This is a genomic window from Natronosalvus halobius (assembly GCF_024138145.1).
Taxonomy (GTDB): Archaea; Halobacteriota; Halobacteria; order Halobacteriales; family Natrialbaceae; genus Natronosalvus; species Natronosalvus halobius.
Genome location: NZ_CP099997.1, coordinates 2,807,564 through 2,831,689 on the forward strand (window position 1 = coordinate 2,807,564; position 24,126 = coordinate 2,831,689).

Genomic DNA, 24,126 nt, shown 5'->3' on the forward strand with positions numbered 1-24,126 from the left:
GGTTCGTCGCTCGAAGCAACACTCGAGGGGCGACCACGCCGTCTCGAGGCGGCCTAGACGAACGCGACGCCGGTAATCGAGAGCAACACGATTAGCAGCGCTCCGGGGACCCCGCCGAGGGCGACGATCACGAGCACGATCGGGGTGATGGTAATCTCGAAGACGAACAGCCACTGTACGGCCAGGAGGACGAGCAACCCGGCGACCGCGTTGGCGAAGAGCGGCCGGACGGTGTCGATGAGTCGCGACGCGCCGAAGACGAACGCTAGGGCGACGACCAGGATCAGGATCTCGAGGCCGGTGACCATGTCGGCTGGCACACCGCCGGAGGTGAAAAGCACGTCCATTCACAAACGAAAGCCTTTACGCACCGCGCCCAGAAGTACGGACACGGGACCGTGGGTTAGCCTGGTATACTTCGGGCCTTGGGTGCCCGTGACCCCGGTTCAAATCCGGGCGGTCCCATGTTACTGCTGCGAGCAAATCCGCGAGTGGCATCACCCGGAATACGCTCGGATTTGAACCAGGGAGGAGCGCCGCTCCGACCGTGGTTCACAATCCGGGCGGTCCCACTTTTATCGTCGCGAGCAATCTCGCGAGCGACGACAACGTGAAGAGCACGGAGTTGAGACAGGCTGAGGACGTGCTCGCTTCGTTCGAAGAATCCCACCTGAAGTTCACAACTCGGCTGTTCGAGAATTTCAAACGTCCCTGCTACGTTACTCCGCCAGTTCGGCCTCGAGCGAGAGCCACCAGAGGTGCCACCGCCCCTCCACGTGCAGGTGCTCGAGTGTATCGTCCTGGACCATGGCCGACAGCAGTTCGTGCATCTCCTCGACCGGAACTGAGTACTGGCCGGCCAGGTACTGCGTGTTGACGACGGGTACGGGTGCGGCCCGGATCGCCTCGACGATTTCCTGTGGGGTGGCTTGGCCGTCGTCGCTGTCGCCGGAATCTGAACTCACGTCCGCCCGTGGTCGAGAATCAGTTTCGACTGGCATAGACGAACTACTCCCCCGGGCGTGTTGAACCCTTCATTCAGCCACCGCCGTGTCGTTTACAGCCTGCGTCGTCACGTTCCTGGACGAGTCACCTGGCGTGAACGTCATCGCGAGGGCGAGTAGGGATTATCAGTGCAACGGTGGTACGACGGGTGCCATGACGGCAGTCAAAGTCATCCGCGTGATGGGTACGTCAGAGGAGTCCTGGGAAGAAGCCGCTCGAGAAGCGTTCCGCGAGGCGAGCCAGACGGTCGACGACATCTCGGGAATCAACGTCGAACGGTGGACGGCCGACGTCGAGGACGGCGAAATCGTGGAGTACAAGGCGACGACGGAGATCGCGTTCCCGGTCGAGCACTCGTAGTCGCACTCGAGGGCTGCGTCGTCCGCCGAAGCCTCGAGACGGGACGGCCGGGTGGCAGCCAGACGAACCGAACGCCGACGAGAGCCGACCGGCCGCCGTGACGCGACACGTTTTTCTCGCCACCGGTCCGTCTTCGATTATATGTTCCGTTCTGGCGCGTTCGTCGCCGAGCACGTCTCGCCGGCGATCGACGAACAGGTACAGCCCAACGGCGTCGACCTCACCGTCGACGTCGTCTTCGACCAGCTCGAGCCGGGCCGGATAACCCGCGACGGCAAGGAGATCGGCGACCGGGTCGCCCGCCCGCTCGAGGAACTCGAGCGCAAGGACCCCGATAAGTACTACCTGCCGGTCGGTTCCTACATCGTGCGGTACGGCGAGCAGATTCGGATCCCGGAGGGACACGTCGGGTTCGTCTACCCGCGCTCGTCGCTCATGCGAAACTCGTGTATGCTCAACACGGCCGTCTGGGACGCGGGTTACGAGGGTCGCGGCGAGGGGCTCTTGCAGGTCCACCACGACGTCGAACTCGAGCGCGGGGCGCGGATCGCCCAGCTCGTCTTCGCGCAGGCCGATCACGACGAGACGTACGACGGGAGCTATCAGGGCGAACATCTCTGACGCTGGGCGTTCTCAGTGCCAGTCGCTGGATGTTCTCAATGCCAGTCGCTGGGTTCCCCTCCCCAACTCGCGAAGCAGATTCTACGCCCGCCGTTACCGTTTCCTGGTCGTCATTCCGAGCGCGTTTCTCGACATCGCCACCGGCCGACTCATCGCTCGAATCGCTTCGTCGGCGGCCGAGCGCACACGCCCCTGCGCCCGGTGGAGCGGCACCACGGCTCGTTTTCCGGCCTCGGCGGCGACGTCCCAGCTCACTCGCTCGACGAACTCACCGCGCGAGCGTGCCCACCGGCTGGGGTGTGCAAGGACGTACAGTCGAGGACAGGCACCCGACTCGAGCAGGTTGATGAGATCCTCGGTGGTGTCGATGCGGCCGGTAGTCGGATCGACGACGCCCCAGTGACGACCGGTATCCGAGACGTACGTCGGCTTCCGCGGGTTCGCGTCGTCCGTTTCGATGGAGCCGTAGGCGGTCCCGGCAAGACCGTACTGCTCGGGCGGGCGCGCTTCGTCCCACATGTCGGTGTTGAGGTGGGGTGAGAGGGGACTGCCGTGTGAACACGCCGTCGTCACGTCGATGTGGGCGCGAAACCGCTCGAGATTCCGCTCGAACGCCTCGTAGGCGGGTTCGCGGCTTCCTCCTGCCCGTGCGAGGTCCTCGTAGTGGTAGCCGACCTCGTGGCCGAGGCCGACGAGAGTGCGAGCGAACTCGGGACTGAACGTCGACGTACGGAGGTAGTAGGTCGCCTGGATGCCGTACTCGGACTCGAGGTGAGCCATCGAGCGCGCGATGCTCGGCCGCCGGTCGACGTCGTGGCGAACGATTGCGTACCGTTCGGGGACCGTCTCTGTCTCGAGAAACGACGCCACGGAGTACGTCTCGTACCCCTGTTCGTTCAGGGTCCCGAGCAGTCGTTCGTACGCATCGAACGTAAAGTCCCGAACGACGAACTGTCCGTCTCCAATGAGGCTCATGTACCGGCGATACTTCCTTCTCAGTGATAATTATCGACGCACTACTCTCACGCCGGGTGATCGTATGGTCTCCGTTCCGGACGAACCAGCGGGTTGACGGTGGTCGCCCTTTTTACGCGCCGACCCCTTCCGTCCGAGCATGATGGCCACGACGCACGTCTTCGTTGGACTCGCGCTCGTGGCCCCTGCGGCCGTCGCCGTTCCGGAACTCGCGACCCCGCTCGCCATCGGCGCAGTCGTCGGCGGCCTCCTCCCGGACGTCGACCTCGTGTTGACCCACCGAAAGACGTTTCACTTCCCCGTCTTCGGATTCCTCGCCGCCGGTTTGGCCGTTGGACTCGCGGCAGTCGCGCCTTCTGCGATTACGGCGGGTATCGCTGCCTGCGTCGTCAGCGCCTGGGTTCACGCTGCGACCGACGTCCTGGGCGGAGGCCCGGAGATGGATCCCTGGCGAAACCCGAGCGAGCGCGCCGTCTACGACCACGTTCGAGGGGCGTGGATTCGACCGCGACGGCTAATCCGGTACGACGGCGCACCGGAGGACGCTCTCCTCGCGACGGTGCTGGCCGTTCCCGCGCTCGTCGCCTTCTCGGGGTCGGTTCAGTGGCTGATCGTCGCCGGCGTCGGCGTCTCCCTGGCGTACGCGCTCTGCAGACGGCGGCTGGTCGAGTGGGTCCCGGACTGGATCGAGTGACTATAGCAGGCGTCGAACGTCAGTGCTACTCGGTCGCGACTGGACGGCCGGAACCAGGCGTTCCGGCCGGGAGCCTGCGACCGAGGGGTAAATCGGTTCAACGACTACTATGTCATCGGCGCCGACGAGTCGCAACGCTGATACGCTCGGTCGCCGACCGAGCGAACATGCTCGTGGACATCGCCTCCCGGATCGCCCACCTGCTGTTCGCCGCAATCTGGGCCGGGAGCGTCTTCTACGTCGCGTTCGTGGTGTTGCCGCTGGCTCGAGACGGCGCGTTCAACACGACGAAGCCCCTCGAGGGAATCACGACCCGACTCACGACGATATCGCGCGTGAGCGCAGTCGCACTCTTGCTCACTGGCGGGCACCTCGCCGGGATCGGCTACTCGTTCGACGGCGTCGGCAAACCGAGCCTGCTCTCCTCGCCGAACGGGCGACTCGTCGTGCTCATGGTCGTCTGCTGGCTGCTCCTCGCCGCGCTGGTCGAGATCGGTGCGAAGCGCCTCGAATCGGGGCTCAACGGTAAGAAGCTCCGCGAACCGGCTCAGCGTGCGCTTCCGCTGTTCCGAGCTGGAGCGGTCGTGGGACTGCTCTTGCTCGTCATCGGCGGCGTCATCACCTCGGGCGCTGTCTACGTCCTGTAGCACCATCTGACGCCGTCTATCCCCGATACGGCCTGTTCTAAAGATGTCAATCGAATGTATTCTTGCGAAAGATACTTAGTCGGTTACTGTTAGGTAGCTTCATAATGATTAGAGGTAAGGACGTGGCCGTGTCGCTTCTCTTCGTTGGCTCCGCGGCCGCCGCTGGCTATCTCCTTCGATCCGCCGGGAAACGCGACCCTGACGCCCGGTCGAAGGCCGACGTCGGAGCGCGAATCGTCGACGACGTTCCTCACAACGCAACCGTCGTCGACAGCTCGAGCCGCCGACTCCGTCGCTTGCCCGGTGCCTCGCGAGCGATTCGTCGCGCGGTCCGTAACGACGCCCGCGAGGAGTGGGAACACGTCACGCTCGAGCGCGACGGCTCCTGGGAGATCGTCGACGCGATTCGGCGCTCGCTCCCGTACTACGACGGTCGTACCGGTGAGTACAACGGCGTCTACGTCAAACACGGCGACACCGTGATCGTCCTGGACGCGATCGGCTGGGCGCGTATCCAGGGACAAGAACCTGTCCAGGAGCGGTGAGCTAGTTTTCGAAGCGTGCCTGAACGAACGGCTGGACGTCGTCGATGTCGGAGAGGCGAGAGTCCGAAATGAGGACTGCCTCGGTCTCCTCGAGCGGGACCGAGAGGCTGATCTCCTTCGTTCGGCCGTATCGCCCCTTCGAGACGACGACGGCGTTGACGATGCCGAGCATGTCGAGTTCGCTAATGAGGTCGGTGACCCGTCGCTGGGTCAGGATGTCGGCGTCGATCTCGTCGCATAGTCGCTTGTAGATGTTGAACACTTCGCCGGTGTTGATGCTGTGGACGCCGTTTTTCTCGAGTGAGATGATCGCGAAGAGGACGAGTTTACTCTGGGTCGGGAGGGTGCGGACGACCTCGACGACGCGGTCGAGTTCGATCTTGTCCTGGGCCTGGCGGACGTGTTCCTCGACGATGGTTTCGGCCTGGGAGCGCTCGGCGAGTTCGCCCGCGGTCCGGAGCAAGTCGAGCGCGCGTCGGGCGTCACCGTGTTCCTGGGCGGCGAAGGCCGCACAGAGCGGAATGACGTCCGTCGACAGGGAGTCTCCCTTGAACGCGACCTCCGACCGGTGCTGGAGGATGTCCCGGAGCTGGTTGGCGTCGTAGGGCGGGAAGACGATCTCTTCTTCCCCGAGACTGGACTTGACTCGGGGATCGAGGAAGTCCGTGAACTTCAGGTCGTTCGAGATGCCGATGATCGACACCCGCGAGTTGACGAGTTCGGAGTTCATCCGCGAGAGGTTGTAGAGCGTGTCGTCGCCCGACTTCTCGACCAGTTTGTCGATTTCGTCGAGCATGATGACGACGACGCGTTCGGAGTAGTCGACGGCGTCGAAGAAGACGCTGTAGACCCGGTCAGTCGGCCATCCGGTCATCGGTACCTCCTCGAACTCCTCGCGGTCGGCCTCGAGCGAGGCGATCTCCTCGTCTACGTCCGCGATGGAGTCGAACGACTCGTCCTGGAGGGCTGGCGACGCTTTGGCTTCCGTCTCGCTCGAGTTCTCGTTCGTCCAGTCGACGTTGTCCTCGTCCGTCCCGTCGACGCTGTCTTCGTCCGCTCCGTCGTCCTCGTCTGTGCCGTCGTTCGACTCCTCGAGCGCCTCTCGCATCGACTCGAGTGTTTCGATCCGGTCGTCGATTCGCGCCTCGTTCTCCTCGATGAACTTGTTGGCGAGCTGGGCGAGTACGCGGTACTGCGTGTCGGTGACCTCGCAGTTGATGTACTCGACGTCACACGGGACGCTGTACTTCTGGGAGGTGCTCTCGAGTTCCTTGCTGACGAACTTCGCGCTCGCGGTCTTGCCGGTCCCGGTCTTGCCGTAAATCAGGATGTTCGACGGCGTCTCCCCTCGAAGGGCCGCGACGAGGATCGTCGCCATCTTGTTGATCTGATCGCTTCGATGGGGCAGTTCGTGTGGCGTGTACGACGGCCGAAGCACTTCCTTGTTCTCGAAAATCGGTTCGCCGCTGAGCAAATCGTCGAACAGTCCCTGGTTCGACTCTTCGCCTTCGGTGGCACTCTCGAGATCTGCCATGAAGCCAGCCGGCAACTCTCGATCGCCTGAACGGCTCGAATCCGTGGTATCTGGTTTCTCGTCTGACATTCGTCGTACGCGTACCCCCTCATTTCGTGTGGAGCGCTCGACCCAAAACAGCCCGTAGATGGCATAAATCCCCAGTTAAATGGCGATTTGAATACGGCGCGTGTTCTCTGGAGTCCAGTTGATGCAAACGAACCAAAGGAACACATCCATAATAAACGCTTCCCTTCAATCCGGGTAACGTTCTTCGGTGCGGCACTTTCTGTCTCGTCGACCGATACGTGACTAAAATCTCTACCCTCCATTATGGGGCATTATAGGGCTATTTGGGCCGGTTTTGTTTCGGCCCGCACTTCACGATCTTGATCTCGCTCGATCTCGAGCGGCCCGTTCGAATCGATTTTCCGTCCGAATCGACCGCCGATACCCCTTCTTCGCGTGGAACCGGTGTTCGCTCCCGGAATGATCCCTGGTGAGCCGTTCGACGGGGGCTCGTCTCGAGCGCCCGCTTCGTCAGGGTCCTCGCCCGCATCGACCATGCCACCCGGCGTCCCCCACAGGTCACGGTCCTGGAGGTCGACTTTCCCGAGCAGGATCGACTCTCCGTCGACGACCGCGATCCGCGAACAGGGGCTCGGGTTGTAGAAGACGTATTCCTCGCAGGCGTCACAGCAATGGACCGTCGGTGTATCGACTGGCGTCAGTTCTCCACCGCAGTAGTGACAGAACGTCGGCGGTTGGTTGCCCATACGAACGCGAATGACGGGGTGGCGACAAGAGTGTTTGCCGGACGACGAGCACCTTCACCGAAGGTAGTCGCCTGGAGCGCCGTACACGGGCGAGAGCGAAAACGGGGGACGTGAGCGCTCTCGTCTCATCTATGCATCTGTGGTGCCCGACCACGCGATACGGTGGGTCTCACTGGTCGGTGGGGTGCCCACCGTCAACGTCGGTCGACTCCGCGTACCGCTCCACGTTCGCGGCCGTCTCCCGCTGGGCTCCGTCGTAGGACGCCCCGAGTGCGATGAGGAAGCCGATAATCGCAGTCACCAGCGCGATACCGCCGAGGGCGACGACGGCGATCGAGAGCACCGTTCCCGAGAGGGCCTGCGCCGAGGTCAACAAGGAAACGGCCGTCACTACTGCGATCAGTCCGAGCAGACGACCGAATCGACCGGCGTCGAATCCGCGACGGGAGTTGCCGTCGCCGACGTCGAAGATCTCGTTCAGGACGCCGCTGTACTCGTCGCCGGCAGCAACGTTCCCGAGCGAGTGAATCGAGTGGGCGATCCACAACCCGGCAGTGACGTTCAGGAGGGCTACGAACGAAACGAGGCCCACCTGCCCCTCGAGGAACAGGCCGACCAGGATCGCGTTGGCGAACGTGACGACCATGAGTCCGTGAATCGTGACCGAACGGGTGCCGAAGTCCTCGAAGAGCGTGACGTGTGCGAGCTTCATGCTCCCTATTGGGGCCCGAGACGGATGGCGATAGACCCTTACAGTGACAATTTGGCCTGGGGGTGTCGATGTGTTTCATCGAGACGAGGGTGCGAGGACGGCGCCGCTACACGAAAGGTGTCGCTCGGGTGTCGTACGCCGAATCCCTGCCCCGGCGAGGAGGAGCGACGACACCAGTGCGTCCGGCGATGTCGGTCCTACTGATCTGATCGGTCCAGACAGCCGCAGGCGCACTGATTTCGGTCCAAACGGCCGCAGATGTACTATTCCGGATGCGACGTTTTGTCGGTCGGATACGTATGGAGTTCTATGCAGGAAAATCGATTCGACGGCCCCTTCGAGGCCTCTCGCCGGAACGCGACGATCGGCTGGCTCGTCGTGGCCCTGCTCGCCGTACTTGCCACCGTCCACGCCCTCGAGTCGTCGTACCGGTGGTTCGTCTTCACCGGGCTCGCAATCGTGATCGTCCTCCTGCCCGCCGTGTCGCGCCGGAATCCGTTCGCGATGCCGTCCTGGGAACTGATGGTGCTCGTCGCGATTCCCGTCGTCGACGCGACAATCCTCGGCGAGACGTTCCTGACGTCGATCGCCACGTACGTCGCCGTCGCCGCCGTCGCGCTCGTGCTCGTCGCCGAGATCGACCGGTTTACGGCGGTTCGGATGACTCGCACGTTCGCAATCGCACTGGTCGTCCTCACGACGCTCGCGGTCGCCGCGACCTGGAACGTCGTGCTCTGGCTCTCCGACGTGGTGCTCGAAACGTCCTACATTCTCACCGGCCGATCCGAGGATGCGGCCAACCACGCGATGATGATGGACTTCGTCTACGCTGCGGTCGCCGGACTGCTCGCCGGAGTCCTCTTCAATCAGTACCCGATGCAGGTGTCGCCGATGTCGGGCGACGGGGACTCCTCTGAAGCCCCTGACGACCGTTCGGCTCCCGATCACGGCGAGGAACCCGACAGCACACCGTCACTGATTCAGGGTCGATTGGACGTCCCCGAACGGACGGTCAGGAACGTGGCCTGGCTCCTTCAGGGGGCCCTGGTCGCCGTCCTCCTCTACGGTCTCTTCGCGCGGGACGTGACGACCATCGCCAATGCGAGCATCGCGCTCGCGATCACCGCCCTCCCGGCGATCCTCGAGCGAAACTACCGCACGCCCCTCGAGCCGGAACTCGTGGTCTGGATCACGGGAGCAGTCTTGCTCCACGCGCTCGGATCGGCGGGGCTCTACGACCTTCTGGGGCAGTGGGACAGCCTGACCCACGCCCTCTCGGCGTCAATCGTCGCTGGCACGGGCTACGCTGTCGTTCGTGCCATCGACTTACACACTGACTCCGTCTACCTGCCCAACCGGATGCTGTTCGTCTTCATCCTCATCTTCGTCCTGGCGTTCGGCGTGGTCTGGGAACTCATGGAGTTCGCCCTCGGCCTGATCGGTCGGTGGTCGGGCTACGACATGGTCCTGGCCCAGCACGGGATCACTGACACGGTCGGTGATCTGTTCTACAACCAGGTCGGCGCCGTCCTCGTCGCCGCCTGGGGGTGGGTGTACCTCACCGACGTCTCCCACAGACTCGCCGACCGCCTCGGTTCAGGTGACGCGGGGCGGGAAACGGAACGTTGATCGGATTACCTGGAACGGCCTGGCTATCTCGCACCGCTCCATCTGGTCGAAGCCGTTATCAGTTGGGTTTTCTAACAGTCGGGAGGGTGTCTAGTTCATCGCCGCTCGAATAGGCGTATTTCTCCCTCGAAACCGTACGAACGTCCTATGGGTCTCCTCACCGACAGACGTGAATTCCTCGTGGGTGCGGCTCTCTGTGCGACGACCGGGATCGCCGGATGTGCGTCACCGTCCGCCACCGAGTCGCCCGAATTGAGCGAGACACTGGACGCGACCGCCCAGTTACCGGAAGCGATCGGTCTCCAGACGACGGTCAGTGGTCTGGACGCGCCGCTCGCCGTCGCGTTCGTCCCCGGCACCGACCAGCAGTACGTCGCCGAGCGCGACGGCCGCGTTCTGCGCCACGGGCCGAACGGCTTGCAGGACGACCACTTTCTCGACCTCCGTGACACGGTCGAGACCGAGGGGGAAAAAGGGTTGCTCGGGATGGCGCTTCATCCGGACTTCCCGGACGACCGTCGGCTGTTCGTCCGGTACAGCGCGCCGCTCCGGGAGGGGATGCCCGAGGACTACAGTCACACGTTCGTCCTGGCCGCCTTCGAGGTGACCGGGGACGGGACGCGAGCACGGCGCGACTCCGAACGATCGATCCTCGAGATTCCGCAGCCGAGACCCCTCCACAACGGCGGCGACATCGCGTTCGGCCCCGACGGGTTCCTCTACGTCTCGGTCGGTGACAGCGGCGAATCCCCCGAGGAGGTCTGGTACGACGGTCCAGGCGGCGGGAACGGGCAGGACGTGACCAAGAACCTACTGGGGAGCGTTCTGCGTCTCGACGTCGATACCTGGACGGATGATCGGGGCTACGTCGTCCCGGAAGACAACCCGCTCGTCGGACGAGATGGACTCGACGAGCACTACGCGTGGGGATTCCGGAACCCCTGGCGCCTGTCGTTCGACGGGGAGGACCTCTACGTCGCGGACGTCGGCCAGAACCGTTTCGAGGAGGTGAACCTCGTCGAGAAGGGGGGCAACTACGGCTGGAACGTCAAAGAGGGGACCCACTGCTACAAAACGGACGACTGTCCGGACCGAACGCCAGATCACGTCCGGGGCGGCGAACCGCTTCGTGACCCCATCGTCGAGTATCCCCACGAAGGCGACCCGATCAGCGGTGTCTCGGTCATCGGAGGCTACGTCTACCGCGGATCGGCGCTGTCGGAACTCGACGGGCGCTACGTCTTCGGCGATTTCATCCCCGAGGGGCAGTTGTTCGTCGCCAGTCCTCCCGACGACGCCGATACTGACGTCGGCCACGAAGCCAACGGACTGTGGCCGACCGCCGCCCTCGAACTCGTCGACGCGGAGAAACTCACGCGAGCGCTCTCGTTCGGCCGCGACGAGGACGGTGAGGTGTACGTGCTAGGGACGGGATCCGAGGGAGGGGGACTCTTTCGGATCGTCTCGGCCAGGTGATCGGCTCCTGCCGGTTTCTTCGGTTCTCGTCGCCTCGAGCCTTCGTCTGAACCCTCTCGCGGCGATCGACCACGTTCTCGAATCGCGCGTGTACCGACACCTCAGTCGAGTGGCGTCTCCGACTCCGAGGCCGCAGTGTCGCGACGCCGACGAATCGCCCACAGGAGCGCCGCACACGACCCGGACGCGAGGACCGTCCACCGGTCGGTACTCTGGTAGAGATCCCCGGACGGAACTCGGTACTCGAGGATTGGCCAGAAGACGGCGTAGGACTGGCCCGTCGGGGTGATCAACAGAAGGTCGAGCACGTGGTGGGAGACGACGCCGACGGCCACCAGCGCGAGGACCCGTTTGCGCTGTTCCGGCGCCACTAGCAGGACGAGAAGTCCGGTCACGAGCGCGGATCCGACGAGGGTGTGCAACGGCTCCCACGAAAAGGGGAGACCGAGCACGCCCGCGACGAACCCGTCCGAAACGACCAGTTCGATTCGGTTCAGATCCGGACTCGCGGCGCCGACCATGACGAGCGAGACGTGTGCCGGACGGAGCCGCTCGTATCGAAGCGAGAGGAGCGTACCGATGCTGTACCCGACCAGCAGGTGCGTGAGCAGATCAGCCACGGTGATCACCGTCGTCCCCAGTGTTGTGGGCGTGATGGACGTCTGACGAGCGGCCATCGGACGGACGGCTGTCGGACGCGCTCCTTCGCGGTACGAACGCGAGCGCCGTCGGGTCGAAACGCCACTGCTGAACGAGTCGGCCGACGATCCAGAGCCCGCCCACCACCGAAACGCCATACAGGTAGCCGGCATCGGCGGATTCGCGCGTCACCGCCCTTTCGACCACGAGGGTCGATTCGTCCTCGAGGGTACCGAACGCGTTCACGCGGTCGTTCACCTCGAGCGGCTCGTCGGCGTCTATCATCCGATCGTCGACGTCGACGAGCGTGAAGCGACCGTGGCCACTGGCGAGCGTCGCGACGACGACGGGGTCAGTTTCGACGACGAAGCCGCCGATGACGACCTGCTCGCCGACGTAGGCTGTCCGATCTTGCCGCACGTCCATCTGGTTTGGATGCTCGCTTTCCAGGAGTTCGTCGGACGTCGCACCTGCTACGAGCAAACAGCCGACCAGGAGGGCGAGGAGAACGAGCCCGGCGAGAACGCGACCGAGCTGGCCGTGTAGCTCTGCCATGGTACCCGTTTCGCTCGAGCGTCGATACGTGTTTTCTTCCCTCACCACTCTTGCCACTCTCGACGCTTTCGACCCGATTCAATGCGAGAGGCGACGGTGGACCGAGACGAGAGGCAAACGGTAGAACCGGCGTAACCTCGTCGAGAATACGGATCGATTAGTGCACTCAGAAGCTACCGGCGTAAACCGTATACCGCACGGGCGTGAGATCGGGTGCGGCATCGTCCTCGGATTCGAGTGACGCTGGTCGGGCACACTCAGCACCAGCCTGTCCAGCTTCTTGAAATTGAACACTACCATAATGTTTAAATTACATACATGAGGTCGGCACGTCATGGATCGATATCCAGCGCCCGATATGGGCGAACGAGTTGGTGTGTTAGACAGACGGTTCGAAGCGCTTCTCATCGATGGAATTCTGGTGGCGGTAGTCTTCGGAATCCTCGGCTACGTTGCCGGAACGGTATTCTTCGACGGGCCGTTCAGCGGCTTCGGCGGTCTTCTAGTCTCCTTGCAGTTCGGCGCCCCGGTCGGACTGGTGCTCTATCAAACTTCGTTCGAAGGGTACTTTGGACAGACGGTCGGCAAGCGCACTCGAGGTATCGTCGTCGTCAGAAAAGACGGTTCGCGGTGCACGTGGACGGCGGCAGTACTCCGAAATCTTCTGCGAATTATCGACGTCCTTCCAGCGTTTTACGTCGTCGGCGTGATTTCGGCGTACGCGACGGGCGATCACCAGCGTATCGGCGATCTCGCAGCCAAGACGGTCGTCGTCGGGGCCGACTGACCGCGAGTATCGGCGTGAACGCACGTCGAACGTCGCCACCTACACCGAGTGTCGAGAACCCTCTCGGAGATCGTTTCTTCTCGACGCGAAACGGAGTTGGCTCCTCCACGCCCTGACGGACGAGGGCTCCCAAGCGCTGGGAGGCCACGAGGTCTCTCGAACCGTGGATGGCGTTTGGCTCGAACCCGCACGTCCGTCGAAATGCGAGTGAGCAACGCCAACCACCGCTCGATTTTGGACGGTTTCGGGTTCGTCCCTCCGTCATCGGTAGCGGCGACGGCGCGCGGTCCTCGATTATCGACGATCGGTTACCGTCCGATTTCCGTCCGCTCGAGTCGTGCTGGATTAGTCGCTATCGTTGTCGTCGCCGTCGCCGTCGTCATCGTCATCGTCGTCTTCGTCTACTTCCTCGCCGTCTTCGATCGTTTCGCCGTCCTCGTCGTAGTCTTCGTTGGCGTCGTCGCTGTCGTCGCTGTCGTCGTCATCGCTGTCGTCGCTGTCGTCGTCATCGCTGTCGTCGCTGTCGTCGTCATCGCTATCGTCGCTATCGTCGTCGTCTCCGTCGTCGCTGTCACCACCGGAATCTCCCTCGTCGTCGTCAGGACACTCGTCACCGATCGTAACCGACACGGAATACGTCTCGGCCGCACTCTGGCTGTTCACGATGACAGACGCCTCGTAGGTCCCCTCCTCGTCGGGGTTCACGACACACTCGACCGTGACGCAGATCCGGTCGCCCGTCTCGAGCGAGTAGCTGCCACCGAAGTTGAGCGCGACCGTCTTGCTGTCGTCGGCGGCGATCTCGTCCAGGTCGTCGACGACGCTTTCGCCGTTGTGTGTGACGTCTACCTTCGCGTCGTCAACCTTGAACAGCCCGACATTGGTTCCCTCCAGGTCACAGACCAGGTCGTTCAGGGAATCCCCATCAGTATCGTCGCCGACCGTCACGCGGAACGTGTACGTCGTCGTCGCTCCCGGCTTCGAGGAGTCGACGGACAGCGTCGCGTCGCCAGCCGTCGTGTCATCGGTCGTTTCCTCGTCGTCGTCACCGTCGCTAGCGTCGTCGCTATCACTCTCGCTTTCTTCTTCGTCGACCTCTTCTCCGTCCTCGATCGTCTCGCCGTCCTCGTCGTAATCCTCGTCGGTCTCGTTCTCGTCGTCGTTGATCTGTGCGTTCGCCACGCCGCCGATGGCAGCGATCGTTCCCGATGCCGCGAGCGCTTTCAGGACCGTTCGACGTTGCTTGGGTTCGTCAGACATGAGTAGTGGTGAAGGTGTGAACTCGTCTTCAATTTCCGTTCGGCGATACGCTTCGTCCCCACTCCTTGCGGGGAGGTATCTGCAGATACAGCATTTCGAGTGTTTACTATCGGACGATTAAGCAATTCGCGTACTGTTTCACTGCTACAATTTCATGAACTTTCACCTGCTTTCCGAACTATCAACTGATCGAATACCTCACAAAGGCCCGCTCTACGTGTCGTCTCTGACGATTGTCTCTCACACAACGATCTATTATTGAAACGGTCCCTCTCTTCGACTCGAGAGACTGGAACGAACTCGTGACGTCGATGCTGTGGTGTTCAGGTGGCGACCTCGACCTGTTCGCGAGCCTGGTCGAGCTGTTCCGGGTTGGGGGGGGGGGGAGGGGAGACACTGTGAGACCGACCTCGCGAACGAGCCCTTCCTTTGAGTACGGTAAAGGCCGCCACGGAGTCGGTAACCGGCGTATCGTCGTCCGGTCGGTGCAACCGGTGAACTGCCTCGGGGCTTGACCCCGAGGCACTGGCCTCGAACCGCCTGTAGAATCGTGGTAACATCTAATCGGGTGATCGCGGAGGGAATCGCTATACTGTAGAAATCTCTGTCGATTCTGACCCGAGTGAAAAAGCCATGCCGCCTCCTGGATCGTGAACGACGCCTGAGAACTTGCTCGCTTCGCTCGCAAAACCTCGGCCTAGTTCAAATCCGGTCGGGTCGCACTTTTTGCTCCGTGTGGACGGCTCGCTAAGCTCGCCGTCTTGTGCGTCGCAAAAGTGCCGCCTCCCGGATTTGAACCGGGGACAGCTCGATCTTCAGTCGAGTGCTCTCCCAGTCTGAGCTAAGGCGGCTCACTCCTACCTCCGGCGATGATATAAAAAAGGATTTCGAATGCCACTCGAGGGACGGGGGAGGTGAGAATTGGATAGCCGCCACGAACGAGAACATCTTTCACCGAGGTATCCTTTCGAAACGCAATGGCGATTCCAGACTCGCCCGACGGGGCGCCGGCCTCTCCCAGAGAAGCCGGCAAGTCCCTCTACGAAGGAACGCTCGACGTTTTAATGACCGGCATCGCGATCATCGTTCCGCTCGTCATCACCCTCTACGTTCTGCAGATCGTCCTCGATTTCATCACCAACGCACTGGTTCCGTTCATCGAACTCCTGCAGTGGTTCGGGATCATCGACTGGTTCCGACGCACGGAACTCGTCGGTGCACTCGTCCAGATGGGGCTCTACCCCTACCTCATCGGCTTTCTCACGGAACTCATCACTCTCGCGCTCTTGCTGGGGATCGTCATCGTCGTCGGATCGATCGGTCGCCACCGCTACGGCGAGCGAGCCATCGAGATGGTCGATCTCGCAATCGCCGCTATTCCCGGGTTCGGAACCGTCTACAAGAGCTTTCGTCGCATGGGCGACGTCATGCTCGACAACGAGGCGGAGAACTTCCAGGAGATCAAACTCGTCCAGTGTTTCGATGACGACATCTACGTGATCGGCTTCGAGACGAGCACGTCGCCGGAGACGATCGCGGACGTAACCGGTCACGAGGAAATGGTCACGCTGTTCATCCCGCTCGCGCCGAATCCAGTAACTGGTGGCTTCCTGACGCACGTCCCGCGAAGCCGCGTCATGGACGTCGACATGACGATCGAGGAGGGCGTCCGCAGCATCCTCACGAGCGGCGTCGCCACGGGCGAATCTGCCAGCGATCCGGCCCCGGTCACCATGGGTGACCTCGAGAAGGTCACGGACATCGACCGGCTCCAAGAGGCGATTACTCCCGACGACGGATCCGTCGACGACGAAGACGAACCGCGGTAACTGGATGCCGAACCGGCGCCACTGTGCCGGTGTTCATCACGGTCCTCGACGATATTGGTAATGGACTGCCAACGTTCGTTCGTCTCGGCAGAATCGACGACGTGCGGACGGTCGAAGGGGCCTGCATACCTTGCACACACAACCCTCGTCCGTAGGCCGACGGCCGTGGTGCGTGTAACGGTAATGCTTGGTACACTTCGAGCGTTTGCTCAGGAAGCGATTAGCCTCGTCATCGCGATCATCACGTTTCCGTTGCGAGTACTTCGGTCGCTACTGTAGCGACCGAACGGGTGAGAGGGGGACTGGCCGATTTCGTCACCCCACTACTCGCCACTACCGCGCGAGCCCCGCCACATCCGGCAGGAACCGAGCCACGACTGTCGGTGGTCTGTGCTCCCTCGCTTCGTTGGCTCAACCGTTACACCGCTCGACCGTTCGAGCGTCGGTAGACTCATCGATTCCGATAGTCGACCATTACGTCGGCGTATGTTGGAATTTCGGATATTCAAGACACCCTTTTCAGCGCCGCTCGCCAATGATATGCTATGGAAGCGCTTCCCTCGAGTGAGGCAGACGAGCAACTCACGGCGGACGTGATCCTGGAGTTGCTCGCCAACCGTCGTCGTCGGTACCTCCTCTACGCGCTTCGCGGCCGCACGAAGCCAATCGAGTTATCGAAACTAGCCGAAGAAGTCGCTGGCTGGGAGCACGACGTACACCCCGACGAGGTCGCGAAAAACGAGTACAAGAGCGTGTACGTTTCGTCGGTTCAGTGCCACGTTCCAAAGCTTGCCGACGCCGGCGTGGTCGACCACGACGACGATAACCACACGGTCATCCTCGCCGACAACTTCGAACAACTCGAGCCGTATCTCAGAGTGGTGATCAAGGACGAACCCGAGAACTCGCGGCTCCACGACGCGCTCGAGGTCGAACGCGGCGACGGATTGCTTGGCTCGCTTCGCCAGCGGCTCAAGTCCTGACTGCACGGGCTCCGACGTTCACCGCGTCGTCTCGAGGGGAGTCTCCGTGTGTGGGATGACACGTTCCTTCTCACGTCGCCTCGGTGATTCTCCTGGACCTGGCGACGAAACCGAGTGAGTTCGAGTTGCTTTGGGCCCGTTTGTCGCCTTTTTCGTATGTGGTTTCGACGTCGCGTCGGTCTCTCGAGCGCTATGACTGCTCTCGTTTGAACCTCCTCTCGGCAGAGTTCTACCGCTGGTGTTCTGTTCGCTGTAGCAATATGGGCTCGGGCGGGTTCGAACTACGCCCGAGAACCTGCGCCTGGGGCGCAGAACCTCGGTCTACTTCGAACCGCCCTCGCATACATTTCTGTGACTCACTGTCGTTCGTCCCAGAAATGGGCTCGGGCGGGTTCGAACCACCGACCTCGGCCTTGTAAAGGCCGCGTCATAACCAGCTAGACCACGAGCCCGTATCCGACCAGAGCGGGCCCGTGCGAATAACCTTTACTTTCTCGAGTCGAAGAAGAGCCTGAATGCGACAGTCCTACAGGCGCGTCTGGTCCGCGCTCGTCGTCCTGGTCGTCGTGCTCGCCATCGGCTACGGACTCGTCCAACTCTCGATTCTCCCCGCGCCCTGGACCAGCGATGCGGGGGACGTCCGGGTCGTCGACGAGGACGGGACCACCAAACTCGCCGTCGACGTCGAGGTAGCCGATACCTGGGAGGAGCGCTACACCGGCCTCAGCGACCACGACTCACTCGAGAACGACACGGGAATGCTGTTCGTCCACGGGAGCGAAGACGAGCGAACCTACGTCATGCGCGAGATGGACTTCGATATCGACATCATCTTCATCGGTGCCGACCGCGAAATCACCGAAATCCACCACGCGCGGGCGCCCGAATCGGACGAGGACGGCGAGGACCTTCGGTACTCCGGCGAGGCGAAGTGGGTCCTCGAGGTCCCCCGTGGAACGGCCAACGAGTCGAATCTCGAGGTCGGTGACGAGGTCGAAATCGATCTCGAGTGACTGATGCGTCCACATTTTCAGCGCAAAAAATTGGCGGTAACGAACGATTGTCGCGAACGCGAACGGTGACTTCCGGCAACACGTTCCGGAGCTAACCGGTTGCGGTCGGGATATATTTCGATTCGTAGGCAACGTTTATTGCTGACCGTCCACTCAGCCAGTGCAATGAGTAGTGTTGACTGGGACGAAGACGACCCGTTCCAAGAGCAACGGGAGAACATCGATAGTCCGATGTGGCGCTTGTTGTCGGAGTACGGCCGGCCGTACTGGTTTTCGGTCAGTTCCGGTATCTTCGCTAGCATCATGGCCCGGTTGCTTGACCTGATTCCGCCGGTCTTGCTCGGCATCGCGATCGACGCGATTTTCCTTAACACGATCGACTTCTCGCTTCCGATCGTTCCGGACGCGTGGCTGCCGACGACCGACGCAAATCAGTTCTGGCTGACCGTCGCGATCATCGCGCTCTCGTTTCTCACTGGGGCCGCATTTCACTGGATTCGGAACTGGGGGTTCAACTCCTTCGCCCAGGACATCCAGCACGACGTCCGGACCGACACTTACGACAAGATGCAGCGACTCGACATGGAGTTCTTCTCGGACAAACAGACCGGGGAGATGATGTCGATCCTCTCGAACGACGTCAACCAGCTTGAGCGATTCCTGAACGACGGCCTGAACTCCGCGTTCCGACTGGGCGTGATGGTCGTTGCCATCGCCGGGATCCTCCTCTGGATTAATCCACAACTGGCCCTCGTCGCAATGTCGCCGGTGCCGCTGATCGCCGTCTTCACTTACATCTTCGTCAAGAAGATCCAGCCGAAGTACGCCGCGGTTCGCTCGAGCGTCGGGAAGGTCAACTCCCGCCTCGAGAATAATCTCGGCGGCATTCAGGTGATCAAAGCCGACAACACCGAGAACTACGAATCTGGGCGCGTCGAGGACGTCTCCCAGAAGTACTACGACACCAACTGGGGGGCGATTCGACTGCGGATCAAGTTCTTCCCCGGCCTGCAGATCATCTCGGGCATCGGCTTCGTGCTGACCTTCCTCGTCGGCGGCTACTGGGTCCTCGAGGGTGCGCCAGGGCCGTTCACCGGGACCCTCAACGAGGGGGCGTTCGTGACGTTCATCCTGCTGACCCAGCAGCTCGTCTGGCCGATGGCCCAGTTCGGCCAGGTCATCAACATGTACCAGCGCGCCGAGGCCTCGAGCGAGCGCATTTTCGGGCTGATGGACGAACAGGGGCGCATCGAGACCGACGTCGACGCACCCGACCTCGAGATCGACGAAGGTCGCGTCGAGTACGACGACGTGACGTTCAGCTACGACGAGGCGGAGGTCATCGTCGACGACATCTCCTTCGACGTCCCTGGCGGCGAGACGATCGCCCTCGTCGGTCCAACTGGTGCCGGGAAGTCGACCGTCCTCAAGCTCCTGTTGCGCCTCCACGACGTCGACGACGGAGCCATCCGGATCGACGACCAGGACATCCGTGAGGTCTCCCTTCCGAGTCTGCGCCAGTCGATGGGCTACGTCGGCCAGCAGTCGTACCTCTTCTACGGAACCGTCAAGGAGAACGTCACCTACGGGACCTTCGACGCCAGCGAGGAGGAGATCGTCGAGGCCGCGAAAGCCGCCGAGGCACACGATTTCATCCAGAACCTGCCCGATGGCTACGATACGATGGTCGGCGAGCGCGGCGTCAAACTCTCCGGCGGCCAGCGCCAGCGACTGTGTATCGCGCGAGCGATCCTCAAGGACCCCGAGATCCTCATCCTGGACGAGGCGACGAGCGACGTCGACACCGAGACCGAGATGCTCATTCAGCGCTCGATCGACCACCTCACCGAGGAGCGGACCACGTTCGCTATCGCTCACCGCCTCTCGACGATCAAGGACGCCGATCAGATCGTCGTCCTCGAGGGCGGCGAAATCGTCGAGCGGGGTTCCCACGACGAGTTGATCGAAAACGATGGACTGTATGCCCACCTCTGGGGCGTGCAGGCGGGCGAGATCGACGAACTCCCCCAGGAGTTCATCGAGCGTGCCCAGAAGCGGACGGCGCGGACGCAGGCGCGTCGGGGCGGCGATTGAGCGGTAGCCTTAGAAGGATTCGTTCTCAGACTGGACGTCTTCGCCAGAGGGGTTGTCCTTTTGTCGCTCCTCGCCGGGTGCCGGGGGCGTCCGGTCGCTGTAATTTTTCCGTCCGATGGCCTCGTCGCCGACCATGTTCATGACGGCCTGTTCGACCTCCTCGTAAGACTGGTACTCGTCCTCGTTCAGCGGCCCGATGAGTTCCTCGAGCGTCGCGGTCTCCTCACCCATGTCGAGTTCGATGTCACCGTGATTCTCGAGCAGTTCGTCCTGTGAGACGGGGTAGTCGTGATCCTTGAGTTCGTCCTGGAGCGCCCCCAGTTCGATGCCGAGTTCGCGGGAATCTTCGCTCATGGGTGCCTGTCCATCACCGTGCGGGAAACCAGTTTTCCCTGCCATCGCGTGCTCCACTGGGCCAGCGAAATCTCTGGAGCGGGCGTTGCGGTGGCTACAAGGACCGACCGCTCCTCGTGGCGACCATGCACCTCGAGGAGGCCACCTGGACCGACATCGCCGACTGCGAGACCGACCTTGCCGTCCTCCCGGTCGGAAGCATCGAACAGCACGGCCCCCACGCGCCGCTCGGGACGGACGTATTCACTGCCGAAGCCGTCGCAGACGCCGCTCTTGAGCGAATCGGCCGCGAGGTCATTTGCGCTCCAGCGGTGCCGGTCGGCGTCGCGGAGGAACACCGCCACTTCCCGGGGACGATGTGGGTCTCGCCCGACACCTTCCGGGCGTACGTTCGCGAATCGATCGACAGCCTCGCCCACCACGGGTTCGACCGCGTCGTGATCGTGAACGGCCACGGCGGAAACGTCGACGCGCTGCGGGAGGTCGCGGCGACGATTACCCGCCACGACGACGCGTACGCAGTCCCGTTCACCTGGTTCGAGGCCGTGGGCGAGCACGCGAGCGAGATGGGTCACGGCGGGCCACTGGAGACGGCGCTCTTGCGTCAGTGCTGTCCCGACCTCGTCCGCGAGGACCGACTCGAGGAGGCAAAAGCGGGTGCCGCCGAGCGCTGGGGCGAGTGGGTCAGTTACGCGAACCTGGCGGTCGATTCGGCGGAGTTCTCCGAAAACGGGGTCGTCGGCGATCCAACGGCGGGCGACGAGAAACTGGGCGCGGAACTGCTCGAGTTAGCCGCGGCGGCCCTCGAGCGGTTGCTCGAGGCGGTCGCGGAGCGGGACGTGTCGGGTCCCGAGCGACGCTAGCGTCGGTGGTGGCTGTCGAGTTTCGAGGTACGGGTTTCGGACGTGGGCTGGTGTCGGTTATTCGTCGTCTTCTTCCGCTTCTGCTTCATCCTCGTCCTCGTCTTCATCGTCAGCTTCCCCACTCCCTGCGTCCTCGAGCGTCCCTCGAAGTGCCGGAATCGTCGCCGTGAGTTCGCCAACCTGCTCGCCCGCGTCGGTGATGTTCTCGAGGGCCTCCTCCAGGTCGGCAATCTCTTCCTCGAGGTCGTCGGCGTCCTCGAACGCGTCGGCGCGCTCGCCCATCGTGTACCACTTCTTGGCGTCGCGCAGGTGGTCTTCGGCGTCGCCGACATCGAGGGCGGACTTGAGGCCGTTGAGCACGCCGAGGACGTTCTCGGCGTCGGTCTCCCAGATGTCGTCGGCATCCGGGAGGGCGCTCCAGGCGTCCGCGAGGGAGGATTCGACGTCCGAGCGCATCTCGGAGGCGGCTTCCCCGAACAGTTCGTCGTCGTCGAGTGAGGCTTGGCTCATGGCGCTCACTTCACGGGCACCGGGGTTAAAAGATAGCCCGAAAGTGAAAGTGAACATCCAGTGAACGAGGGCTCTCGAGGGAAAATGGCGTCCCGGTTTCGAAACGGTTGACACCGGCGTCGATACCTGGGCTAACTCGTGCTGCAGCTGGAGTGGTTCGATCGGTTGACCGGGGTGGATCGTGCGATTGGTCGGTATGGCTCTGCGGTCGGCCGTCCTCGCGATGAGAGTCGCCTCGAGACGCTACGATGACTCGAGGCTCGACCGCTCGCCGTGCGAACCGGTCAGCTTCGTCGTGAAGAGGTCGGCCGTCGGCTCGAGGGAGCCGTAGAGGACGACCGCGAGGGCGACGAGCAGCGGCAGTGCCAGGAGGAGGAAGACCACGTCGTACAGCCACCCGACTCCACCCAGCAGCGGCGTGATCGCCGCGGCCAGTCCTCGATGAGCGACGAGGACGGCCGCGAGTACGGTCGCAACCCGGGTCACGGACGCGACGCGCTCGGCGACCTCGGGAGCGTTTCGCAGTCCCGCCTTCACGAGGTCGGCCAGCGCCGGGGCGAGCAACAGGAGGAGGCCAACGACGGCGAGCGTCGCGATGGCGCTTACGAGGGCGGCGACGGTGAGCGAGGTCCCGGGGACGAGCCAGCCCGCACCTGGCAACAGCGTCGCCACCCACAACACGACGACCACCGCGACCGACGCGAGCCCCAGCTTCGTCACTCGCTGCACCATTCGCGGATCGAGCGTCGAACGACCGTTTTCGTCTGGATACATGACTGCAGTCGATGGCGACCACGGAGGGGGTAAAAAACGCCGATCATCGTCCACGGGGTTCGCGACCGTTCGCCTCCGTTTGGGACCGTTCGCGGGATTTAACGGGTCTATAGCCCTTCTTCCTTGTCGGCTGCTCACCGACTCACCGACTCGAGGGCCATCAGCGGATAGCCGTCCTCCATCGCCATCCTGGAGACGACCTCGACGCCCTCGTAGGCGACGTCGATTTCGACCTCCAGGAAGCGACCCGTCAGTTCGGTGTATTCGGCGGCTCCCTCCTCGAGGGCGGCCTCGAGGACGCCCGTCCGGACGTCGACGCTCACGTCGGTGCAGTGGGGCTGGTTCTCGATCGCTTCCTCCATCGCTCGCGCGAGGCTGTCGGCGGTCTCGAGGCTGATGGGCGTGCCGGCGAACTGGTGGTAGAGCGAGCCGAACTTGATGCCGGCCTCGAAGCAGGCCCGCTGGGCGTCCGTGGGTGCCGTGCTCGAGCCGTCAGTGTCGTCGGTGGGCATAGGTTCACTTTCTGCTCCCGGACTCGTGGTCGTTGCGGTCTGTGGCGGCGAGCGGAGCGCCGGAATTGGCGACTGGTTTCGCGATCTGCACGAAGAGTAACCGATGTGAAGTTTTTAAGAGTCGGGAGCGACACGTAGTACGTATGGGTATCCTCTCTCGGACGTCGTACATCATCCGGTCGAAGCTCAACGCGATCCTCGACCGCTCGGAGGATCCGACGCAGACGCTCGATTACTCCTACGAGCAGATGCGCGACCAGCTCCAGCAGGTCAAACGCGGTATCGCCGACCTGACGACACAGAAGAAGCGCCTCGAGATGCAGAAACGCCGCCTCGAGGAGAACGTCGAGAAGCACAACGGGCAGGCTCGAACGGCGGTCCAGCAGGGCCGCGAGGACCTCGCCCGGAAGGCCCTCGAGAAGAAGAAGGCCAAGATGAACCAGATCGAGGAACTCGAGCGCCAGATCTCGGACCTGCAGAACCAGCAGGATCGACTGATCGAACAGAAAGACGAACTCCAGGGGCGCATCGAGGAGTTCCGCACGAAGAAGGAGACGATGAAGGCCCGGTACGAGGCCGCGGAAGCGAGCTCCACGGTCTCGGAGGCGATGACCGCCACGGGAGAGGAGTTCGAGGACGTCGGCCGGGCCATCGAGCGCGCCGAGGAGAAGACCGAGGACATGGAGGCTCGTGCCGCCGCGATGGACGAGCTCCACGAGTCGGGCGCGTTCGAGGACGTCCTCTCCGATAAGGACAGCATCGACCGCGAACTCGAGTCCCTGTCGACCGACAGCGGCGTCGACGCCGAACTCGAGACGCTCAAGGCCGAGATGGGGAGCGAGGAGGCGACGGAGGGTGAGGCGAATGCAGAGGACCTCGAGGCAGAGGTCGAAACCGAAGCCGAATCCGATGTCGACACCGACGCCGACGTGAACGACGCCGAGGTCGAATCGGAACTGGCTGAACTCAAAGAAGAAGAGGAGAACTGATCGCGAGCGCC

At 62.7% G+C, this 24,126-nt stretch carries 27 protein-coding genes and 3 tRNA genes; 15 read left to right on the forward strand and 15 right to left on the reverse strand.

Annotated elements, in window-relative coordinates; translation table 11 throughout:
• Window positions 1-53 precede the first annotated feature (53 nt).
• Window positions 54-308 carry a pro-sigmaK processing inhibitor BofA family protein gene (locus NGM15_RS13670; protein ID WP_253432005.1) on the reverse strand — a complete coding sequence of 85 codons (255 nt, stop codon included), beginning with the start codon at window positions 306-308 and terminating at the stop codon, window positions 54-56.
• Window positions 309-392: 84 nt separating this feature from the next.
• Here NGM15_RS13670 and NGM15_RS13675 point away from each other — a divergent pair.
• A tRNA-Pro gene (locus NGM15_RS13675) sits at window positions 393-465 on the forward strand.
• A gap of 254 nt (window positions 466-719) precedes the next feature.
• Here NGM15_RS13675 and NGM15_RS13680 read toward each other — a convergent pair.
• Complete coding sequence (locus NGM15_RS13680) at window positions 720-1,001, reverse strand: hypothetical protein (protein WP_253432009.1); 282 nt, start codon at window positions 999-1,001, stop codon at window positions 720-722.
• Between the two features lie 157 nt (window positions 1,002-1,158).
• Between NGM15_RS13680 and NGM15_RS13685 the strand changes: the two genes are divergently transcribed.
• On the forward strand, window positions 1,159-1,365 hold the full coding sequence (locus tag NGM15_RS13685) for a dodecin family protein (protein ID WP_253432011.1): 207 nt from the start codon (window positions 1,159-1,161) through the stop codon (window positions 1,363-1,365).
• A 141-nt stretch (window positions 1,366-1,506) separates the two neighbouring features.
• Window positions 1,507-1,986, forward strand: coding sequence for a deoxyuridine 5'-triphosphate nucleotidohydrolase (locus NGM15_RS13690; RefSeq protein WP_253432013.1), 480 nt, complete (start codon window positions 1,507-1,509; stop codon window positions 1,984-1,986).
• 93 nt (window positions 1,987-2,079) lie between these two features.
• Here the strand turns inward: NGM15_RS13690 and NGM15_RS13695 are convergent, their stop codons facing one another.
• The gene (locus NGM15_RS13695) at window positions 2,080-2,961 is read right to left on the reverse strand and encodes a hypothetical protein (protein ID WP_253432016.1); all 882 of its coding nucleotides are present in this window, start codon (window positions 2,959-2,961) and stop codon (window positions 2,080-2,082) included.
• Between the two features lie 142 nt (window positions 2,962-3,103).
• On the opposite strand from NGM15_RS13695, the gene NGM15_RS13700 reads away from it, so the two are divergent.
• The 3 genes from NGM15_RS13700 to NGM15_RS13710 all read left to right on the forward strand — a co-directional run bounded on the left by NGM15_RS13700 (window position 3,104) and on the right by NGM15_RS13710 (window position 4,847).
• Window positions 3,104-3,655: a metal-dependent hydrolase gene (locus tag NGM15_RS13700; RefSeq protein WP_253438097.1), complete on the forward strand. Its 552-nt coding sequence runs from the start codon at window positions 3,104-3,106 to the stop codon at window positions 3,653-3,655.
• A gap of 167 nt (window positions 3,656-3,822) precedes the next feature.
• On the forward strand, window positions 3,823-4,302 hold the full coding sequence (locus tag NGM15_RS13705; protein WP_253432019.1) for a copper resistance protein CopD: 480 nt from the start codon (window positions 3,823-3,825) through the stop codon (window positions 4,300-4,302).
• Window positions 4,303-4,406: 104 nt separating this feature from the next.
• A complete protein-coding gene (locus NGM15_RS13710) occupies window positions 4,407-4,847 on the forward strand; it encodes a hypothetical protein (protein ID WP_253432022.1) in 441 nt (146 codons plus the stop codon).
• 1 nt (window position 4,848) lies between these two features.
• On the opposite strand, the gene NGM15_RS13715 is transcribed toward NGM15_RS13710, so the two are convergent.
• The 3 genes from NGM15_RS13715 to NGM15_RS13725 all read right to left on the reverse strand — a co-directional run bounded on the left by NGM15_RS13715 (window position 4,849) and on the right by NGM15_RS13725 (window position 7,848).
• Window positions 4,849-6,450 (reverse strand): Cdc6/Cdc18 family protein, encoded by a 1,602-nt coding sequence (locus tag NGM15_RS13715; RefSeq protein ID WP_253432025.1) that lies wholly within the window; start codon window positions 6,448-6,450, stop codon window positions 4,849-4,851.
• Between the two features lie 251 nt (window positions 6,451-6,701).
• On the reverse strand, window positions 6,702-7,136 hold the full coding sequence (locus NGM15_RS13720; protein WP_253432027.1) for an NUDIX hydrolase: 435 nt from the start codon (window positions 7,134-7,136) through the stop codon (window positions 6,702-6,704).
• A gap of 169 nt (window positions 7,137-7,305) precedes the next feature.
• Window positions 7,306-7,848, reverse strand: coding sequence for a hypothetical protein (locus NGM15_RS13725; protein WP_253432029.1), 543 nt, complete (start codon window positions 7,846-7,848; stop codon window positions 7,306-7,308).
• A 309-nt stretch (window positions 7,849-8,157) separates the two neighbouring features.
• On the opposite strand from NGM15_RS13725, the gene NGM15_RS13730 reads away from it, so the two are divergent.
• Window positions 8,158-9,477, forward strand: coding sequence for a DUF2238 domain-containing protein (locus NGM15_RS13730; protein WP_253432032.1), 1,320 nt, complete (start codon window positions 8,158-8,160; stop codon window positions 9,475-9,477).
• Window positions 9,478-9,624: 147 nt separating this feature from the next.
• On the forward strand, window positions 9,625-10,953 hold the full coding sequence (locus NGM15_RS13735; protein ID WP_253432035.1) for a PQQ-dependent sugar dehydrogenase: 1,329 nt from the start codon (window positions 9,625-9,627) through the stop codon (window positions 10,951-10,953).
• 101 nt (window positions 10,954-11,054) lie between these two features.
• On the opposite strand, the gene NGM15_RS13740 is transcribed toward NGM15_RS13735, so the two are convergent.
• Window positions 11,055-11,573, reverse strand: coding sequence for a metal-dependent hydrolase (locus tag NGM15_RS13740; RefSeq protein ID WP_253432038.1), 519 nt, complete (start codon window positions 11,571-11,573; stop codon window positions 11,055-11,057).
• Window positions 11,566-12,147, reverse strand: a complete 582-nt coding sequence (locus NGM15_RS13745; protein ID WP_253432040.1) for an OB-like fold-containing membrane protein — start codon at window positions 12,145-12,147, stop codon at window positions 11,566-11,568. Before NGM15_RS13745 ends, NGM15_RS13740 begins: the two co-directional genes overlap by 8 nt.
• 334 nt (window positions 12,148-12,481) lie before the next feature.
• Between NGM15_RS13745 and NGM15_RS13750 the strand changes: the two genes are divergently transcribed.
• Window positions 12,482-12,934 (forward strand): RDD family protein, encoded by a 453-nt coding sequence (locus tag NGM15_RS13750; protein WP_253432042.1) that lies wholly within the window; start codon window positions 12,482-12,484, stop codon window positions 12,932-12,934.
• A 345-nt stretch (window positions 12,935-13,279) separates the two neighbouring features.
• Here NGM15_RS13750 and NGM15_RS13755 read toward each other — a convergent pair whose 3' ends face one another.
• Both NGM15_RS13755 and NGM15_RS13760 read right to left on the reverse strand, forming a co-directional pair.
• A complete protein-coding gene (locus tag NGM15_RS13755; protein WP_253432044.1) occupies window positions 13,280-14,194 on the reverse strand; it encodes a hypothetical protein in 915 nt (304 codons plus the stop codon).
• A gap of 777 nt (window positions 14,195-14,971) precedes the next feature.
• Window positions 14,972-15,045, reverse strand: a tRNA-Phe gene (locus NGM15_RS13760).
• Between the two features lie 126 nt (window positions 15,046-15,171).
• Between NGM15_RS13760 and NGM15_RS13765 the strand changes: the two genes are divergently transcribed.
• Both NGM15_RS13765 and NGM15_RS13770 read left to right on the forward strand, forming a co-directional pair.
• Entirely contained in the window at window positions 15,172-16,023 is an 852-nt protein-coding gene (locus NGM15_RS13765; RefSeq protein ID WP_253432046.1) for a DUF502 domain-containing protein, read from the forward strand.
• 545 nt (window positions 16,024-16,568) lie between these two features.
• Window positions 16,569-17,006 (forward strand): DUF7344 domain-containing protein, encoded by a 438-nt coding sequence (locus NGM15_RS13770; RefSeq protein WP_253432048.1) that lies wholly within the window; start codon window positions 16,569-16,571, stop codon window positions 17,004-17,006.
• A gap of 378 nt (window positions 17,007-17,384) precedes the next feature.
• On the opposite strand, the gene NGM15_RS13775 is transcribed toward NGM15_RS13770, so the two are convergent.
• Window positions 17,385-17,458 (reverse strand) — tRNA-Val (locus NGM15_RS13775).
• Between the two features lie 63 nt (window positions 17,459-17,521).
• Here NGM15_RS13775 and NGM15_RS13780 point away from each other — a divergent pair.
• The gene (locus NGM15_RS13780; RefSeq protein WP_253432050.1) at window positions 17,522-18,019 is read left to right on the forward strand and encodes a DUF192 domain-containing protein; all 498 of its coding nucleotides are present in this window, start codon (window positions 17,522-17,524) and stop codon (window positions 18,017-18,019) included.
• Window positions 18,020-18,184: 165 nt separating this feature from the next.
• Window positions 18,185-20,113, forward strand: coding sequence for an ABC transporter ATP-binding protein (locus NGM15_RS13785; protein ID WP_253432052.1), 1,929 nt, complete (start codon window positions 18,185-18,187; stop codon window positions 20,111-20,113).
• 9 nt (window positions 20,114-20,122) lie between these two features.
• Here NGM15_RS13785 and NGM15_RS13790 read toward each other — a convergent pair whose 3' ends face one another.
• Window positions 20,123-20,467, reverse strand: a complete 345-nt coding sequence (locus NGM15_RS13790; protein ID WP_253432054.1) for a DUF5789 family protein — start codon at window positions 20,465-20,467, stop codon at window positions 20,123-20,125.
• A gap of 125 nt (window positions 20,468-20,592) precedes the next feature.
• Here NGM15_RS13790 and NGM15_RS13795 point away from each other — a divergent pair, with 125 nt between their 5' ends.
• Window positions 20,593-21,330, forward strand: coding sequence for a creatininase family protein (locus NGM15_RS13795; protein WP_253432056.1), 738 nt, complete (start codon window positions 20,593-20,595; stop codon window positions 21,328-21,330).
• A gap of 57 nt (window positions 21,331-21,387) precedes the next feature.
• Here the strand turns inward: NGM15_RS13795 and NGM15_RS13800 are convergent, their stop codons facing one another.
• The 3 genes from NGM15_RS13800 to NGM15_RS13810 all read right to left on the reverse strand — a co-directional run bounded on the left by NGM15_RS13800 (window position 21,388) and on the right by NGM15_RS13810 (window position 23,126).
• On the reverse strand, window positions 21,388-21,840 hold the full coding sequence (locus NGM15_RS13800) for a DUF5790 family protein (RefSeq protein ID WP_253432059.1): 453 nt from the start codon (window positions 21,838-21,840) through the stop codon (window positions 21,388-21,390).
• A 243-nt stretch (window positions 21,841-22,083) separates the two neighbouring features.
• A complete protein-coding gene (locus tag NGM15_RS13805) occupies window positions 22,084-22,614 on the reverse strand; it encodes a hypothetical protein (protein WP_253432062.1) in 531 nt (176 codons plus the stop codon).
• A gap of 134 nt (window positions 22,615-22,748) precedes the next feature.
• A complete protein-coding gene (locus tag NGM15_RS13810; protein WP_253432065.1) occupies window positions 22,749-23,126 on the reverse strand; it encodes a dihydroneopterin aldolase family protein in 378 nt (125 codons plus the stop codon).
• 143 nt (window positions 23,127-23,269) lie between these two features.
• Between NGM15_RS13810 and NGM15_RS13815 the strand changes: the two genes are divergently transcribed.
• Window positions 23,270-24,115, forward strand: a complete 846-nt coding sequence (locus NGM15_RS13815) for a PspA/IM30 family protein (RefSeq protein WP_253432068.1) — start codon at window positions 23,270-23,272, stop codon at window positions 24,113-24,115.
• The last annotated feature ends 11 nt before the right edge of the window (window positions 24,116-24,126 follow it).

Excerpts from the sequence above, each read along its gene's own strand:
- NGM15_RS13670 (WP_253432005.1), bottom strand. The coding sequence starts at position 308 with ATGGTCACCGGCCTCGAGATCCTGATCCTGGTCGTCGCCCTAGCGTTC.
- NGM15_RS13680 (WP_253432009.1), bottom strand. The coding sequence starts at position 1,001 with ATGCCAGTCGAAACTGATTCTCGACCACGGGCGGACGTGAGTTCAGAT.
- NGM15_RS13685 (WP_253432011.1), top strand. The coding sequence starts at position 1,159 with ATGACGGCAGTCAAAGTCATCCGCGTGATGGGTACGTCAGAGGAGTCC.
- NGM15_RS13690 (WP_253432013.1), top strand. The coding sequence starts at position 1,507 with ATGTTCCGTTCTGGCGCGTTCGTCGCCGAGCACGTCTCGCCGGCGATC.
- NGM15_RS13695 (WP_253432016.1), bottom strand. The coding sequence starts at position 2,961 with ATGAGCCTCATTGGAGACGGACAGTTCGTCGTTCGGGACTTTACGTTC.
- NGM15_RS13700 (WP_253438097.1), top strand. The coding sequence starts at position 3,104 with ATGGCCACGACGCACGTCTTCGTTGGACTCGCGCTCGTGGCCCCTGCG.
- NGM15_RS13705 (WP_253432019.1), top strand. The coding sequence starts at position 3,823 with ATGCTCGTGGACATCGCCTCCCGGATCGCCCACCTGCTGTTCGCCGCA.
- NGM15_RS13710 (WP_253432022.1), top strand. The coding sequence starts at position 4,407 with ATGATTAGAGGTAAGGACGTGGCCGTGTCGCTTCTCTTCGTTGGCTCC.
- NGM15_RS13715 (WP_253432025.1), bottom strand. The coding sequence starts at position 6,450 with ATGTCAGACGAGAAACCAGATACCACGGATTCGAGCCGTTCAGGCGAT.
- NGM15_RS13720 (WP_253432027.1), bottom strand. The coding sequence starts at position 7,136 with ATGGGCAACCAACCGCCGACGTTCTGTCACTACTGCGGTGGAGAACTG.
- NGM15_RS13725 (WP_253432029.1), bottom strand. The coding sequence starts at position 7,848 with ATGAAGCTCGCACACGTCACGCTCTTCGAGGACTTCGGCACCCGTTCG.
- NGM15_RS13730 (WP_253432032.1), top strand. The coding sequence starts at position 8,158 with ATGCAGGAAAATCGATTCGACGGCCCCTTCGAGGCCTCTCGCCGGAAC.
- NGM15_RS13735 (WP_253432035.1), top strand. The coding sequence starts at position 9,625 with ATGGGTCTCCTCACCGACAGACGTGAATTCCTCGTGGGTGCGGCTCTC.
- NGM15_RS13745 (WP_253432040.1), bottom strand. The coding sequence starts at position 12,147 with ATGGCAGAGCTACACGGCCAGCTCGGTCGCGTTCTCGCCGGGCTCGTT.
- NGM15_RS13750 (WP_253432042.1), top strand. The coding sequence starts at position 12,482 with ATGGATCGATATCCAGCGCCCGATATGGGCGAACGAGTTGGTGTGTTA.
- NGM15_RS13755 (WP_253432044.1), bottom strand. The coding sequence starts at position 14,194 with ATGTCTGACGAACCCAAGCAACGTCGAACGGTCCTGAAAGCGCTCGCG.
- NGM15_RS13765 (WP_253432046.1), top strand. The coding sequence starts at position 15,172 with ATGGCGATTCCAGACTCGCCCGACGGGGCGCCGGCCTCTCCCAGAGAA.
- NGM15_RS13770 (WP_253432048.1), top strand. The coding sequence starts at position 16,569 with ATGGAAGCGCTTCCCTCGAGTGAGGCAGACGAGCAACTCACGGCGGAC.
- NGM15_RS13780 (WP_253432050.1), top strand. The coding sequence starts at position 17,522 with ATGCGACAGTCCTACAGGCGCGTCTGGTCCGCGCTCGTCGTCCTGGTC.
- NGM15_RS13785 (WP_253432052.1), top strand. The coding sequence starts at position 18,185 with ATGAGTAGTGTTGACTGGGACGAAGACGACCCGTTCCAAGAGCAACGG.
- NGM15_RS13790 (WP_253432054.1), bottom strand. The coding sequence starts at position 20,467 with ATGAGCGAAGATTCCCGCGAACTCGGCATCGAACTGGGGGCGCTCCAG.
- NGM15_RS13795 (WP_253432056.1), top strand. The coding sequence starts at position 20,593 with ATGCACCTCGAGGAGGCCACCTGGACCGACATCGCCGACTGCGAGACC.
- NGM15_RS13800 (WP_253432059.1), bottom strand. The coding sequence starts at position 21,840 with ATGAGCCAAGCCTCACTCGACGACGACGAACTGTTCGGGGAAGCCGCC.
- NGM15_RS13805 (WP_253432062.1), bottom strand. The coding sequence starts at position 22,614 with ATGTATCCAGACGAAAACGGTCGTTCGACGCTCGATCCGCGAATGGTG.
- NGM15_RS13810 (WP_253432065.1), bottom strand. The coding sequence starts at position 23,126 with ATGCCCACCGACGACACTGACGGCTCGAGCACGGCACCCACGGACGCC.
- NGM15_RS13815 (WP_253432068.1), top strand. The coding sequence starts at position 23,270 with ATGGGTATCCTCTCTCGGACGTCGTACATCATCCGGTCGAAGCTCAAC.